The organism is Parahoeflea olei (assembly GCF_001703635.1).
In the GTDB taxonomy this organism is placed as follows: Bacteria; Pseudomonadota; Alphaproteobacteria; order Rhizobiales; family Rhizobiaceae; genus Hoeflea; species Hoeflea olei.
On record NZ_LQZT01000049.1, the window covers coordinates 96,140 to 108,560 of the forward strand.

The 12,421-nt window shown below is 69.1% G+C and carries 16 protein-coding genes; 15 read left to right on the forward strand and 1 reads right to left on the reverse strand.

Annotated features, from left to right (window positions below; genetic code table 11):
• Positions 1 to 47: 47 nt before the first annotated feature.
• A complete protein-coding gene (locus tag AWJ14_RS20310) occupies positions 48 to 455 on the reverse strand; it encodes a hypothetical protein (protein WP_139112726.1) in 408 nt (135 codons plus the stop codon).
• 272 nt (positions 456 to 727) lie between these two features.
• Here AWJ14_RS20310 and AWJ14_RS20315 point away from each other — a divergent pair, with 272 nt between their 5' ends.
• The 15 genes from AWJ14_RS20315 (at position 728) to AWJ14_RS20385 (ending at position 12,362) form a co-directional block, all read left to right on the forward strand.
• The gene (locus tag AWJ14_RS20315; protein WP_066183864.1) at positions 728 to 1,294 is read left to right on the forward strand and encodes a head-tail connector protein; all 567 of its coding nucleotides are present in this window, start codon (positions 728 to 730) and stop codon (positions 1,292 to 1,294) included.
• Complete coding sequence (locus tag AWJ14_RS20320; RefSeq protein ID WP_066183866.1) at positions 1,294 to 1,629, forward strand: phage head closure protein; 336 nt, start codon at positions 1,294 to 1,296, stop codon at positions 1,627 to 1,629. The genes AWJ14_RS20315 and AWJ14_RS20320 overlap by 1 nt, the downstream gene beginning before the upstream one ends.
• The gene (locus AWJ14_RS20325; protein WP_066183870.1) at positions 1,626 to 2,024 is read left to right on the forward strand and encodes a DUF3168 domain-containing protein; all 399 of its coding nucleotides are present in this window, start codon (positions 1,626 to 1,628) and stop codon (positions 2,022 to 2,024) included. Before AWJ14_RS20320 ends, AWJ14_RS20325 begins: the two co-directional genes overlap by 4 nt.
• A 44-nt stretch (positions 2,025 to 2,068) precedes the next feature.
• The gene (locus AWJ14_RS20330) at positions 2,069 to 2,476 is read left to right on the forward strand and encodes a phage major tail protein, TP901-1 family (RefSeq protein ID WP_066183875.1); all 408 of its coding nucleotides are present in this window, start codon (positions 2,069 to 2,071) and stop codon (positions 2,474 to 2,476) included.
• Positions 2,477 to 2,483: 7 nt separating this feature from the next.
• Entirely contained in the window at positions 2,484 to 2,897 is a 414-nt protein-coding gene (locus AWJ14_RS20335; RefSeq protein ID WP_083220397.1) for a gene transfer agent family protein, read from the forward strand.
• The gene (locus AWJ14_RS20340) at positions 2,894 to 3,127 is read left to right on the forward strand and encodes a rcc01693 family protein (protein WP_066183878.1); all 234 of its coding nucleotides are present in this window, start codon (positions 2,894 to 2,896) and stop codon (positions 3,125 to 3,127) included. The genes AWJ14_RS20335 and AWJ14_RS20340 overlap by 4 nt, the downstream gene beginning before the upstream one ends.
• On the forward strand, positions 3,120 to 3,704 hold the full coding sequence (locus tag AWJ14_RS20345; RefSeq protein WP_066183887.1) for a phage tail tape measure protein: 585 nt from the start codon (positions 3,120 to 3,122) through the stop codon (positions 3,702 to 3,704). Before AWJ14_RS20340 ends, AWJ14_RS20345 begins: the two co-directional genes overlap by 8 nt.
• Before the next feature lie 13 nt (positions 3,705 to 3,717).
• The gene (locus AWJ14_RS20350) at positions 3,718 to 4,359 is read left to right on the forward strand and encodes a DUF2460 domain-containing protein (protein WP_066183891.1); all 642 of its coding nucleotides are present in this window, start codon (positions 3,718 to 3,720) and stop codon (positions 4,357 to 4,359) included.
• A complete protein-coding gene (locus AWJ14_RS20355; protein ID WP_066183894.1) occupies positions 4,356 to 5,246 on the forward strand; it encodes a DUF2163 domain-containing protein in 891 nt (296 codons plus the stop codon). Before AWJ14_RS20350 ends, AWJ14_RS20355 begins: the two co-directional genes overlap by 4 nt.
• Complete coding sequence (locus tag AWJ14_RS20360; RefSeq protein WP_066183897.1) at positions 5,243 to 5,737, forward strand: NlpC/P60 family protein; 495 nt, start codon at positions 5,243 to 5,245, stop codon at positions 5,735 to 5,737. The genes AWJ14_RS20355 and AWJ14_RS20360 overlap by 4 nt, the downstream gene beginning before the upstream one ends.
• A 2-nt stretch (positions 5,738 to 5,739) precedes the next feature.
• Entirely contained in the window at positions 5,740 to 9,588 is a 3,849-nt protein-coding gene (locus AWJ14_RS20365; protein ID WP_066183900.1) for a baseplate multidomain protein megatron, read from the forward strand.
• A gap of 39 nt (positions 9,589 to 9,627) precedes the next feature.
• Positions 9,628 to 9,834, forward strand: a complete 207-nt coding sequence (locus tag AWJ14_RS20370) for a hypothetical protein (protein WP_066183903.1) — start codon at positions 9,628 to 9,630, stop codon at positions 9,832 to 9,834.
• Positions 9,835 to 9,942: 108 nt separating this feature from the next.
• A complete protein-coding gene (locus AWJ14_RS20375; protein WP_083220398.1) occupies positions 9,943 to 10,227 on the forward strand; it encodes a hypothetical protein in 285 nt (94 codons plus the stop codon).
• Positions 10,228 to 10,287: 60 nt separating this feature from the next.
• A complete protein-coding gene (locus AWJ14_RS20380) occupies positions 10,288 to 10,983 on the forward strand; it encodes a response regulator transcription factor (protein WP_066183906.1) in 696 nt (231 codons plus the stop codon).
• Positions 10,980 to 12,362 (forward strand): sensor histidine kinase, encoded by a 1,383-nt coding sequence (locus tag AWJ14_RS20385; protein WP_066183908.1) that lies wholly within the window; start codon positions 10,980 to 10,982, stop codon positions 12,360 to 12,362. The genes AWJ14_RS20380 and AWJ14_RS20385 overlap by 4 nt, the downstream gene beginning before the upstream one ends.
• The last annotated feature ends 59 nt before the right edge of the window (positions 12,363 to 12,421 follow it).

The window sequence follows — 12,421 nt, forward strand, 5'->3', positions numbered from 1 at the left end:
TGTGCGGCATCGAGAGTTCACGGCCCGTGGCCGGGTTGTGGATGCATCTAGGAGGCGAGCAGGCCGATACCCAAACCGATGGCGATGCCCACGACCGGGCCGGCCAGGGTGAGTTGCTTCCTGATCTTTTCGCAGATCAGGCAGCGCTTCGGCTCCTCGTCCTTGTCCTCTTCGAGCGCCTGACCGCCGCCGCCGGGCGCGCCGGCCTGGACGTCGGCCCGTCGGCCGTCGGCTCGCACGCAGGCGAGGACCAGCGAGATGAAGACGACGGCGCCGAAGATGCCGGCGGCGACAAGCGCCAGCGGCAGGGCGGCCGCAACGGCAATGACGTCGCCCGGGCCAGTGACGGCGCCGAGGATCGCGATCGTAACTATTGTGAAAATGAAACTCATGAGCGCCATGCCGAATGCACTTGCAATGGCGCCGCGAAGGCAGTTGCCCAGAAACTCCGACATGCCTTCCTCCATCTATTTCCGGAAACAGTATTTTGGAATTTGGCTTTGTCAACAGAATTTCCATGCTGTTCCATAGTAGAAAATCTATGTGTATTGAAAATACTGGATGAACATGAAGTCTAATCGGTGTTGAAGACTTGTGTCGCGCGCCGATGGCGGTCGGCCTCGGCATCGTTCAGGCCATGCCGGGTCAAACGGCCCATCCCACGGCGTCGCGCCCCGGTCAGCCGGGGCGGGCGCCTGTCCCAGACACCCCATCCCGGGAGATTGCCATGACTTTGATCGAGACGGATCCGCCGTTGGCGGAGCCGGTGACGCTTGCCGAATTGAAAGCGCATCTGCGCATCGATGTGGGCGACGAGGACGAGTTGCTCGAAAGCCTGATCCGCGTCGCCCGCGCGCATCTCGAAGCCGTGACCGGCGTGGCGCTGATGAGCCGCGGTTGCCGGCTGGTGCTCGACGACTGGCCGAAGGCAAACGTGATTCCGCTGATGAGAACGCCGGTGCAAAGCATTGATGCGATTCTGGTTTACGACGCGGAGGGCGAGCCGCAGACGCTTCCGCTCACCGGCATGCTGCTCGACGCGAGCGCGCGGCCTGCGCGGCTGCTGTTGCGCGAGCGGCCCACGCCCGGCCAGCCGATCAACGGCATCGAGATCGAGTTCACCGCGGGCTTTGCCGCGGCCAACGAGATCCCGCCGGAACTCACCCGCGCGGTGCTGCTGCATGCGGCCTATCTCTACGAATTCCGCGGCGCGGTGTCGCCGGACATGCAGCCGGCGGCGATCCCCGCGGGCTATGACCGGCTGATTTCGCCCTGGATGAGGCGGGGGCTGTGATGGGCGCGCTGTTTTTGGATCCGGGCCGGCTCGATGCGCGGCTGGCGCTGGAAGCGCCGCCGGTTACCGCTGACGGGCAGGGTGGGGTTGAAGGCGGCTGGACCGCGGTCGCGGTGCTGTGGGGGCGGATCGAGCCGCTCAGCGCGCGTGCCGAGGAGATCGGCGGCGCGGCGGTCGCGGTGATCAGCCACCGCGTGACCATCCGCCACCGTAGCGGCGTGACCCATGGCATGCGCTTCGTGCACCGGGGCCGGCGGCTCCTGATCCGCGCGCTGAGCGATCCCGACGAAAGCCGCCGCTATCTGATCTGCGACTGCGAGGAGGTGATCCCATGAGCGCCAATTTGCTGCTCAAGGCGGTGGTCGCGCGCCTTGCTGCGGATGCGGAGCTGACCGCGATCACCGGACCGGGACGGATCTTCGACCGGCCCGTGACCCGCGCCGAGCCGCCTTACCTGGTTCTGGGCGAGATGACATCGAGCGATTTCGGAACCGGTGATGGCGCCATGAGCGAGCACCGCTTCGAGATCGATGCCTGGTGCGGGCAGAACGGCCGCAGGCAGGCGGCGGAGCTGGCCGAGGCGGTGCGCGCGGCGCTGCATGACGCTGACATCGCGCTCGAGGGCGCGGTGCTCGTCACTCTCAGACACGAACGCACGCTCACGCGGCGGGTGCCGAAGAGCGGCTTTCACGTCGCGCGGGTCCGGTTCCGCGCGGTGACGGAACCGTAAGCGCATCCGGTTTTGCATTTCCATCGAGAGGAAAGGACACCTCCATGACGGCCCAGAAAGGCAAGGACCTGCTCGTCAAGATCGACGACGGCGGGAATTTCGTGACGATCGCCGGCCTGCGCGCGCGCCGGCTCGCCTTCAATGCGGAAGCGGTCGACATCACCGACGCGGAATCGGCGGGGCGCTGGCGCGAACTCTTGGCGGGCGCGGGCATGCAGCGCGCCTCGCTCTCGGGCGGCGGGCTGTTCAAGGACCAGGCGAGCGATGCGCTGACGCGCGCGGTGTTCTTCGCCGGCGAGATCCGCGCCTGGCAGGTGGCGATCCCCGATTTCGGCACCGTGACCGGCCCGTTCCAGATCACCGCGCTCGAATATGCCGGCCGGCACGACGGCGAAATGACCTTCGAGATCGCGCTGGAATCGGCCGGCGCGCTCAGCTTTGCGGCGCTGTGAGGCGGGCATGCGCACGCACCCGAACCGCCGTCGCGGCGAGATCGCGGCCGTGCTCAACGGCGAACCCCGGCTTTTGTGCCTGACGCTCGGGGCGCTGGCCGAACTCGAAAGCGCCTTCGGCGTCGGCAACCTGGCGGATCTCGCAAGCCGGTTCGAGGCGGGGCGGCTTTCGGCGGGCGACGTGATCCGGATCCTCGGCGCGGGCCTGCGCGGAGCCGGCAACCGGATAAGCGACGAGGACGTGGCCTGCCTGTCGGTTGACGGCGGGGCGGCGGGCTTCGCGCGGATCGCCACAGAACTTTTGTGGGTGAGTTTCGCGGGCGCCGAGCCGCCGGGCAGAAACACACCGGATCCGGATCGGGAGGGCGCCGAGTTGTCTCGGCCGGAAAACCCTTCCGGGCCGCAGGCGGCAGAGAGGTGACGGAGACGGAGCGGACGTTTTTCCCCTGGGCGTCCGTGCTCCGCTTCGGCCTCGGCCGCCTGCGGCTGAACCCTGAAAGCTTCTGGCGGCTGACGCTGGTCGAACTCGCAGCGCTGCTCGATGCCGGCGCCGCGCCGGCGATGACGACCCGCCAGACGCTCGAAACGCTGATGCGCCGGTTTCCCGACCGGGTGAACCGGGATCTTTCAAAGGAGCCCCATGATGGCTGACGAGCCCAATCTCAATGTGAGCGTCGAGCTCGACCTGAACGGCGCCGACCGCGCGCTCGACGAATTGCGCGACAAGGCCGATGCCTTCGGCGGCGCGCTCTCAGGCGCGCTCAAGGCCGCGACCGTGGACGGCCGCTCGCTCGACGACGTGCTGCGCACTCTCGGCACCCGCATGGTCGGCATCGCGCTCGACGCCGGAACGCGACCGCTCGACCGGCTGATCAGCGGCTCGATCGCGGGGCTGACGGGAAGTCTCGCGCGGGCCTTGCCGTTCCGGCAGGGCGGCGTGCCGGGGAGGGTGACGCCCTTTGCCGGCGGTGGCGTGGTCGGCGATCCCTCCTATTTCGCGATGCCGGGCGGCGAGTTCGGGCTGATGGGGGAGGCAGGTCCCGAGGCGATCCTGCCCCTGAGCCGCGGACCCGACGGCCGGCTCGGGGTGGCGACCGGCGGGGCCGCGCAGAGCCTGCAGGTGACCTTCAACGTGACGACGCCGGATGCGGCCAGTTTTTCGCGCTCCGAGGCGCAGGTGACGGCGATGCTCGCCCGCGCGGTCGGCCGCGGCCGGCGCGGGCTGTGAGAGGGGCAGGACCATGACCCACGGCTTTCACGAGGTGCGGTTTCCGCTGCGGCTCTCGCTCGGCGCGAGCGGCGGGCCGGGACGGCGCACCGACATTGTCGCGCTATCGAATGGCGGGGAGACCCGCAACGCCCGCTGGGCCGATGCGCGGCGGCGCTATGACGCCGGCACCGGTCTGCGCGGGCTTTCCGACCTGTATGAGCTGACCGCGTTTTTCGAGGCGCGGCGGGGTCAGCTCTACGGTTTCCGGTTTCGCGATCCGGTGGATCATGCCTCCGCGGGGCCGGGCGCGGCGATCGATGCCCTGGACCAGCCGCTTGGAACAGGCGACGGGCTGCGCAGGGAGTTCGAACTGATCAAGACCTATGCGGACCAGGGCGGGGCGACCGTGCGGCGGATCGCAAAGCCGGTCGAGGGCAGCGTGCGGGTCGCGGTCGGCGGCGTGGTGCTCGATCCGGGCGACTACACGGTCGATCCGGCAACCGGTGTGGTGACGATCGCCTCGGGGTCGGTGCCCGCCGCGGGCGCGCTGGTGAGCGCCGGCTACGAATTCGACATCCCGGTGCGGTTCGACACCGACCGCATCGAAATCAGCCTGGCCGCCTTCAAGGCCGGCTCCGTGCCCTCCGTTCCGCTGATCGAGATCAAGCCATGAGACAATTTCCCGACGGCCTGACGGCCCATCTGGACCAGACCGCGACGACCGTCTGCCACGCCTGGCGGCTCACGCGCACCGATGGCGTGGTGATGGGCTTCACCGAGCACGACCGCGATCTCGAATTCGCCGGCACGCTGTTTTCCGCCGCCACCGGGTTTCGCGCGAGCGAGGTGCAATCGGGCCTCGGGCTCGAGGCCGATGCGGCGGATGTGGCGGGCGCGTTTTCCGATGCGGCGATCAGCGCCGACGACCTGGCGCTCGGCCGCTATGACGGCGCGCGGGTGGAGGCGTTCCTGGTCAACTGGCAAAACCCGAACGATCATGCGCGACTGTGGATCCGGGAACTGGGCGAGGTGCGGATGGCAGGCCCGGCCTTCGCGGTGGAGCTGCGCAGCCTTGCCGCCCGGCTCGACCGGCCGCAGGGCCGGCTTTACGGGCGGCGCTGCGACGCGGGTCTCGGCGATGCCCGCTGCGGCAAGAATATTGCCGCGCCGCCGTTCAGACTCGAAGGCGCGCTCGCGGCGGTGAGCGGCGACACGGCGCTGACGGTGAGCGGTCTCGGCGACCGGCCGTCGGGCTGGTTCAGCAATGGCCGCCTGCGCTTTCTCACGGGACTGCTGTCGGGGCTGACGGTCGACATCTCCGCGCACCGGAGCGAGGCCGGCGTGGCCCGGCTCGAGCTGTGGACGCCGCTGGCGCGGCTGCCGTCGGCCGGTGACGCGGTGGCGGTGACCGCCGGCTGCGACAAGGGCTTCGAGACCTGTCGAACGCGATTCCACAACAGTTTGAACTTTCAGGGCTTTCCTTATCTGCCGGGCAGCGATTTCGCCTATGGCTATGCGGATGCCGACACCGTCCATGACGGCCGGCCGGTGGTGCCGTGAGCGGGGATGGCGAGGACGACCGGCAAGGCGCGCGGGTGGTGGCCGCGGCCCGGGCCTGGATCGGCACGCCCTACCGCCACCAGGGCGGGCGCAAGGGCGTGGGCTGCGATTGCCTCGGGCTCGTGCGCGGGGTCTGGGTCGAGATCATGGGCCGGGAGGCCGAGAGCCCCGGCACTTACGCCCCGGACTGGGCCGAGCGCGCGGGCACCGACCGGCTGATCGAGGCGGCGCGGCGCCATTGCGGCGCGGCGGTCCCGATTGGCGAGGCGCGTCCGGGCGACATCCTGCTGTTTCGCTGGCGCGAGGGCATGGCCGCCAAACATGCCGGCATCCTCACCGGGCCCGACCGCTTCATCCATGCCTACGAGGCGGCGGGCGTGATCGAGAGCCCGCTGGTGCCCGCCTGGCGACGGCGGATCGCAGCGGTGCACCGGTTTCCGTGTCCGCCGGCGGGCGGGCAGATATCCACGGGTTTTGAAAGCGAGGCCTGAGCATGGCGACAATCCTCTTGCAGGTGGCGGGCGCGGCCCTTGGCGGCGTGTTCGGCCCGGTCGGCACCGCGATCGGCTCGGCGATCGGGGCGACGGTCGGCAGCATGCTCGACACGAGCCTTCTCAACTCCACCCGCACGATCCGCGGCCGCGGGTTGAGCGGGGCGCGGATTCCCTCCGCCGACGAAGGCTCGCCGATCCTCAAGGTGCATGGCACCATGCGGGTCGCCGGGGCGCTGATCTGGGCCACGCGGTTTGTCGAGACGATGACGCGCGAGCGCCAGGGCGGCAAGGGTGGCGGCGCCCGGGTCGAAAACTATCACTATCACGCCAATTTCGCGCTCGGCCTGTGCGAGGGGCCGATCGCCTCGATCCGCCGGGTCTGGGCCGACGGGCGCGAACTCGACCTCGACACGCTCGAGATGCGAATCTATCGCGGCACCGCCACCCAGCTGCCGGACCCCCTGATCGAGGCCAAGCAGGGGGCGGGCCGTGCGCCGGCCTGGCGGGGGCTTGCCTATGTGGTGTTCGAGAACCTGCCGCTCGACACCTTCGGCAACCGCATTCCGACACTGCAGTTCGAGGTGGTGCGACCGGTCGGCCGGCTCGAGAGCGATATCACCGCCGTGGCACTGATTCCCGGCGCGACCGAGCATGGTTATGCGACCACCCAGGTTCGCGAGACGCTCGGCCCCGGCAAGGTGCGCGTGATCAACCGCAACATGCGCCAGGCGGCGACCGACTGGACCGGCTCGATCGACGAATTGCAGGCGCTGTGCCCGAACCTGACCTCGGTGGCGTTGGTCTGCTCCTGGTTCGGCGACGACCTGCGCGCCGGTCATTGCCGGTTCCGGCCCGGGGTCGAGGTGGCCGCGCGGGCGGGCGAGACGCGGCCCTGGACCGTAGGCGGCTACGGGCGCGCCACGGCGCACTTGATAAGCCGCCATGACGGCGGGCCGGCCTATGGCGGGACGCCCGACGACCGGGCGGTGATCGAGGCGATCACGGACCTGAAGGCGCGCGGGCTCAAGGTGGTGCTCTATCCCTTCGTGCTGATGGATGTGCCGCAGGGCAATGGCTTGCCCGATCCCGGCGGCGGCGCAGAACAGCCGGCCTATCCCTGGCGCGGGCGGATCACCGCGCATCCGGCGCCGGGCCGGCCCGGCTCGCCCGACGGCACGGGGGCAATGCGGGCCACGGTCGGGAGCCTGTGCGGGTCCACCGGCGTGGCCGATATTCTCGTGAACGGCGCGAGCGTGAGCTGGGCCGGAGGCGACGATGGTTATCGCCGCTTTGTCCTGCATCACGCGGGTCTGGCGCGCGCCGCCGGCGGGGTCGACGGCTTCCTGATCGGCTCGGAAATGATCGGGCTCACGCGGCTCCGGGACGAGACCGGCGCGTTTCCCTTTGTCGAGCAGTTGATGACGCTCGCCGCCGACGTCAAGGCGATGCTGGGGCCGGCCACCACCGTGACCTATGCCGCCGACTGGAGCGAATACGCGTCCTATCGCCCCGACGACGGCTCGGGCGATGTGTATTTCAACCTCGATCCGCTCTGGGCGCATCCGGCGATCGGCGCGGTCGGCATCGACAATTACATGCCGCTGAGCGACTGGCGCGACGAGGATCTGGCTGCGGGCAATCCCGACGGTGCGGCGTTTGCCAATGATGCGGGCGCGCTCGGGCGGGCGATTGCCGGCGGGGAGGGGCATGACTGGTACTATGCCGACAGGGCCGGCCGCGACGCCCGCACCCGGCTGCCGATCAGCGACGGGCTTGCGGGCAAGCACTGGGTCTACCGGATCAAGGATCTGCGCGGCTGGTGGCAGAACCCGCATTTCGACCGGACCGGCGGCACCGAGGCGCCGGCGCCGAGCCCGTGGGTGCCGGGATCGAAGCCGATCTGGTTCACGGAACTCGGCTGTCCCGCGGTCGACAAGGGCGCCAACCAGCCCAACCTGTTTCCCGACCCGAAATCCGCTGAAGGCGCGCTGCCCTGGTATTCGAGCGGCGCGCGCGACGATCTTGCCCAGCGGGCTTTCCTGGAGGCGCATTTTGCGCATTGGACGGGGCCGGCCAATGCCGACGGCATGGTGGCCCCCGACCGGATCTATCTCTGGACCTGGGACGCGCGGCCCTATCCGGCCTTTCCGCTGAGTTCAAATCTCTGGTCGGATGGCGACAACTGGCGCACCGGGCACTGGCTCAACGGCCGGCTCGGCACGGTGGCGCTGGCGGACCTGATCGCAGTCGTGCTCAAGCAGGCGGGCCTGACGGATTTCGACGTCTCGCGCGTCGACGGCCTCGTCACCGGTCATGTGGTCTCGAACCCGGCCTCGCCGCGCGCGGTGCTGGAGCCGTTGCTGGAGGCCTTTGCGATCGATGTGCGCGAGGGGGCGGACGGGCTCGAATTCGTCTCTCGGCTCAAATGCGGCGCGGCGCCGATGATGCTCGATGCGGTCGCCGAGCCGGGCGAAGGCGCCTCGATCACCGAAATCCGCGGCGAAGCGGGCGAATACGCCAACGAGGTGGTGGTGATGTCTGCCGATCCGCTCACTGACTTCGCGCCGGCCGCGGCCCGCTCGCGCCGGATCGAGGGGGAGGCGGTGCGGCAGCAGGATCTGCCGCTGAGCCTGGCGCTCGATCCGGGACTTGCACGCGCGACCGCCGACCAGTGGCTGCACGATCACCGGCTGCAGCGGCTGAGGCTGCGATTCGAACTGCCGCCGCAGGCCGCGCGGGCGCAGTCGGGCGATATCATCCGTTTCGGCATCGGCGGTGCGCCGCGGGGCCGCTATCGCATCATCCGCATCGAAGACGGCGACACCCGCCGCATCGAGGCGGTGGCGCATGCCGGCGCTGTGGCAGGGGAGGCGGCGGAAGCGCTTCCGCGTCGGGCGGAGACGGACGCCAGCGCCTATTTCGCCCCGGAGATCGTCCTTCTCGACCTGCCGGCCATCACCGGCACGGAGGAAACCGGATGGGCACGCGCAGCGGCGATGGGCAGTCCGTGGCGGCCGGTGACGCTGTCGAGTTCTGTGGAAGCGGAAGGCTTTGCCGCAAGGGTGACACTCGAGGCGCCCGCCCGGATCGGCGTGCTTGCCGCCCCTCTGGGACCGGGCCTGGTCGAAGGAAGGTTCGACCGCACCGCGGCCATCGAGGTGGATCTCGGCTTTAGCGGCCTGTCGAGCGCGAGCCGGCTGTCGGTGCTGAACGGCGCCAATGCCGCCGCGATCCTTGCCGCAAACGGTGTCTGGGAGATCGTGCAATTCGAGAGTGCCGAGGAGATCGCGCCCGGCCGCTGGCGGCTCGAAAGCCTCTTGCGCGGACAGGCGGGCACCGACGATGCCATGCGCGCCGGAGCCGCCGCGGGGGCCGGATTCGTGGCGCTGGAGGCGACCCTCAAGCCGCTCGGGCTGTCGCTCGAGGACGCCGGGCGTGTGTTCAACTGGGTGGCCGACACCGCGGGCGGCCCGGTCGGCGGCTCCGGCATCGTCCCGTTCGCGGGCGGGGAGAGGGCGCTGACACCGCTGTCGCCGGTGCATCTGCGTGCCCGGCGCGGCGCGGGCGGCGTGACCTTCTCCTGGATCCGGCGCGGCCGGCTCGCGGCCGACAGCTGGACGCCGGCCGAGATCGGCAATGACGAAGGTATCGAGCGCTACCGCGTCGAGCTTCTCGACGACGGCGCCGTGATCAGGTCGGTCACGGTCGAGGCCGCGTCCTGGCTCTATGCCACGGTCGACGAGATTGCCGATTTCGGCTCCGCGCAGGCCGCATTCACGCTGCGCGTGGCGCAGGCCGGACGGCGCATTCCCTGGGGCGTGGCCCGGACGGCGACGCTTCTTCCGTGACCATTCCTGCTTCCCGACCCTCTTGAAAGGAGACGAACCATGACAGACATCAAACCCTGGTGGCAATCCAAGACGCTGTGGGGCGCCATCGTTACGCTCGGTTCCGCCGTCATCGGCCTGGTCGGCATCGATGTCGGCGATGCCGACCAGGAGGCGCTGATCGAACTGCTGACCGCCTTCGGTGCAGCGGCCGGCGGCGTGATCACGATCATCGGCCGGATTTCGGCCAAAAGCCGGATCGGTTGAGTTTTTGCCGCGGCGCGGCTGTCCGGGCGGTATTCATTCATTTGCGGTTCAGGCAGGATCTTGTATCACTGGCGCCACGATGAAATACCAACCGTGTCAGGGCTGACCATGAATATCCTCAGTATAGGGTTGATTGCCGCACAGGCCGCGACGCTGTCGCCGGACTTCGGCACGCGTGCGCCCGCCGGCACTGCGCCCGACGGCACCGCGATCATCCGCGCCGCGGCCGACTGCTCGGGCGCGGCCGCCCAGGTGGTGGGCCAGACCGGCGGGCAGTTGCTGTCCGCCTCGCCCAAGAACCAGGGCGGCCAGACCGTCTGCGAAATCACCGTGCTGGTGCCCGGAAGCGGCAACGAGCGGCCGAAGAAGGTCACCGTCAGGGTGCCGCTCTGATGTGCCGGGCAACGGATGGCGCTGCGGCGATGAATTTACCAACAGGCGGGACCCTGTGACATGCGCATACTGATCGTCGAGGACGACAAGGATCTCAACCGCCAGCTCGCCGACGCGCTGGTCGAGCAAGGCTACGTGGTCGATCGCGCCTATGACGGCGAGGAAGGTCATTTCCTCGGCGATACCGAGCCTTATGACGCGGTTATCCTCGATATCGGCCTGCCGGAAATGGACGGCGTGACGGTGCTCGAGAACTGGCGTGCCGCGCAGCGCACCATGCCGGTGCTGATTCTCACCGCGCGCGACCGCTGGAGCGACAAGGTGGCCGGCATCGACGCCGGCGCCGACGATTACGTCACCAAGCCGTTTCATGTCGAGGAAGTGCTCGCCCGCATCCGCGCGCTGATTCGCCGCGCCTCGGGCCATGCCTCCTCGGAACTCGTCTGCGGCCCGGTCCGGCTCGACACCAAGGCCTCGAAGGCGAGCGTCGACGGGGTGACGCTGAAGCTCACGAGCCACGAATTCCGGCTCCTGTCCTATCTCATGCACCACATGGACGAGGTGGTCTCGCGTACCGAACTGGTCGAACACATGTACGACCAGGATTTCGACCGCGATTCCAACACCATCGAGGTGTTTGTCGGACGGTTGCGGAAGAAGATCGGCGTCGAGCTGATCGAGACCGTGCGCGGCCTCGGCTACCGCATGGTTCCGCCCGCGGGCGCCGGGACAGAAAAAACCGGCAAGGCCGGATGAAGGGCAGTTCGCTCACCGCGCGGGTTCTGCTGCTGGCCTCGGTCTGGGCGGTGATCGCGCTGGTCGCCATCGCCATCGTCATTTCCCAGTTGTACCGCTCCGGCAGCGAACGCGCCTTCAACGAACTGCTGCGCGCCCATTTGAACAGCGTCATCAATGCGGTCTCCGTCAATGACGCGGGGCGGCTTGCCGGCAACCCGCAACTGGGCGATCTGGTGTTCGACCAGCCCGGCAGCGGCTGGATCTGGCTGGTGGAGCCGCTCGGCATGCTCGGCGGGCCGCGGCTGGCCTCGATCTCGGCGGGCGACCTCACGATTCCGCCGCCCGGCACCGATGCCCTGCCGTTCAACGACCGCTACCAGCGCAGCTATTCCGCCACCGACGATGCCGGCAATCGCATGGAGATCATCGAGACCGAGGTCGAGCTCGACAGCGAGGGGCACGCCGCCCGCTTTCGCGTGGGCGGCAACCGGGCGGTGCTCGAGGACGACATCGCCGCGTTTTCCCACAATCTCTATCTGGCGCTGGCGCTGTTCGGCATCGGCAGCCTGCTGGTCAATGCGGTGGCGATCCTCTACGGGCTCAAGCCGCTCGACCAGGCGCGCCAGGCGCTGGGCCGGATCCGCGCGGGCGAAGCACAAAAACTCGATGGCGCGTTTCCGCGCGAGATCGCGCCGCTCGCCGGCGAGATCAACGCGCTGATCGAGGCCAATCATCGGGTGGTCGAGCGCGCGCGGATGCAGGTTGGCAATCTCGCGCATTCGCTCAAGACCCCGATCGCCGTTCTCATCAACGAATCCCGCGACATGGGGCCGGCCCATGCCAAGCTGGTGCGCACCCAGGCCGAGACCATGCAGGCGCAGGTGCAGACCTATCTCGACCGCGCCCGCATTGCCGCCCAGCGCGGCAGCGTGCTGGCCCGCACCGAGGCGGCGCCGGTGATCGAGCGGCTGGTGCGGGTGATGGCCAAGCTCAACCGCGATCTCGATTTTTCCACCGACATCGACCCGAAGGACGCGGTTCTCGCCATGGAGAGCCAGGACCTCGAGGAGGCGCTCGGAAATCTCGTCGAAAACGCGGCCAAGTTCGCGCGCAGCCACGTCGTGGTGCGGTTGCGCCCGGCGCCCGATGCCGCCGCGCCGCGGGGGATGATGCGCATTGATATCGAGGACGACGGTCCCGGCCTCGACGAGGCGGGCATGGCCGAGGCCATGAAGCGCGGGCGCAGGCTCGACGAATCCAAGCCCGGAACCGGGCTCGGGCTGTCGATCGTGGCCGAGATCGCCTCGGAATACAAAGGCGGCTTCGCGCTGGCACGGGCGCAGGCGGGCGGGTTGTCCGCGCAACTGACGCTGCCTGCCGTGGCGACGGCGGAATGATGTCCACGGGCCGGTTGGCGGCATCCTATGTCACAATGCGGCCACAGGAACACGGCACA

Coding starts and splice junctions, on each gene's coding strand:
- AWJ14_RS20325 (WP_066183870.1), top strand. CDS start 1,626: ATGAGCGCCAATTTGCTGCTCAAGGCGGTGGTCGCGCGCCTTGCTGCG.
- AWJ14_RS20355 (WP_066183894.1), top strand. CDS start 4,356: ATGAGACAATTTCCCGACGGCCTGACGGCCCATCTGGACCAGACCGCG.
- AWJ14_RS20330 (WP_066183875.1), top strand. CDS start 2,069: ATGACGGCCCAGAAAGGCAAGGACCTGCTCGTCAAGATCGACGACGGC.
- AWJ14_RS20350 (WP_066183891.1), top strand. CDS start 3,718: ATGACCCACGGCTTTCACGAGGTGCGGTTTCCGCTGCGGCTCTCGCTC.
- AWJ14_RS20375 (WP_083220398.1), top strand. CDS start 9,943: ATGAATATCCTCAGTATAGGGTTGATTGCCGCACAGGCCGCGACGCTG.
- AWJ14_RS20370 (WP_066183903.1), top strand. CDS start 9,628: ATGACAGACATCAAACCCTGGTGGCAATCCAAGACGCTGTGGGGCGCC.
- AWJ14_RS20315 (WP_066183864.1), top strand. CDS start 728: ATGACTTTGATCGAGACGGATCCGCCGTTGGCGGAGCCGGTGACGCTT.
- AWJ14_RS20385 (WP_066183908.1), top strand. CDS start 10,980: ATGAAGGGCAGTTCGCTCACCGCGCGGGTTCTGCTGCTGGCCTCGGTC.
- AWJ14_RS20310 (WP_139112726.1), bottom strand. CDS start 455: ATGTCGGAGTTTCTGGGCAACTGCCTTCGCGGCGCCATTGCAAGTGCA.
- AWJ14_RS20380 (WP_066183906.1), top strand. CDS start 10,288: ATGCGCATACTGATCGTCGAGGACGACAAGGATCTCAACCGCCAGCTC.
- AWJ14_RS20320 (WP_066183866.1), top strand. CDS start 1,294: ATGGGCGCGCTGTTTTTGGATCCGGGCCGGCTCGATGCGCGGCTGGCG.
- AWJ14_RS20365 (WP_066183900.1), top strand. CDS start 5,740: ATGGCGACAATCCTCTTGCAGGTGGCGGGCGCGGCCCTTGGCGGCGTG.
- AWJ14_RS20345 (WP_066183887.1), top strand. CDS start 3,120: ATGGCTGACGAGCCCAATCTCAATGTGAGCGTCGAGCTCGACCTGAAC.
- AWJ14_RS20335 (WP_083220397.1), top strand. CDS start 2,484: ATGCGCACGCACCCGAACCGCCGTCGCGGCGAGATCGCGGCCGTGCTC.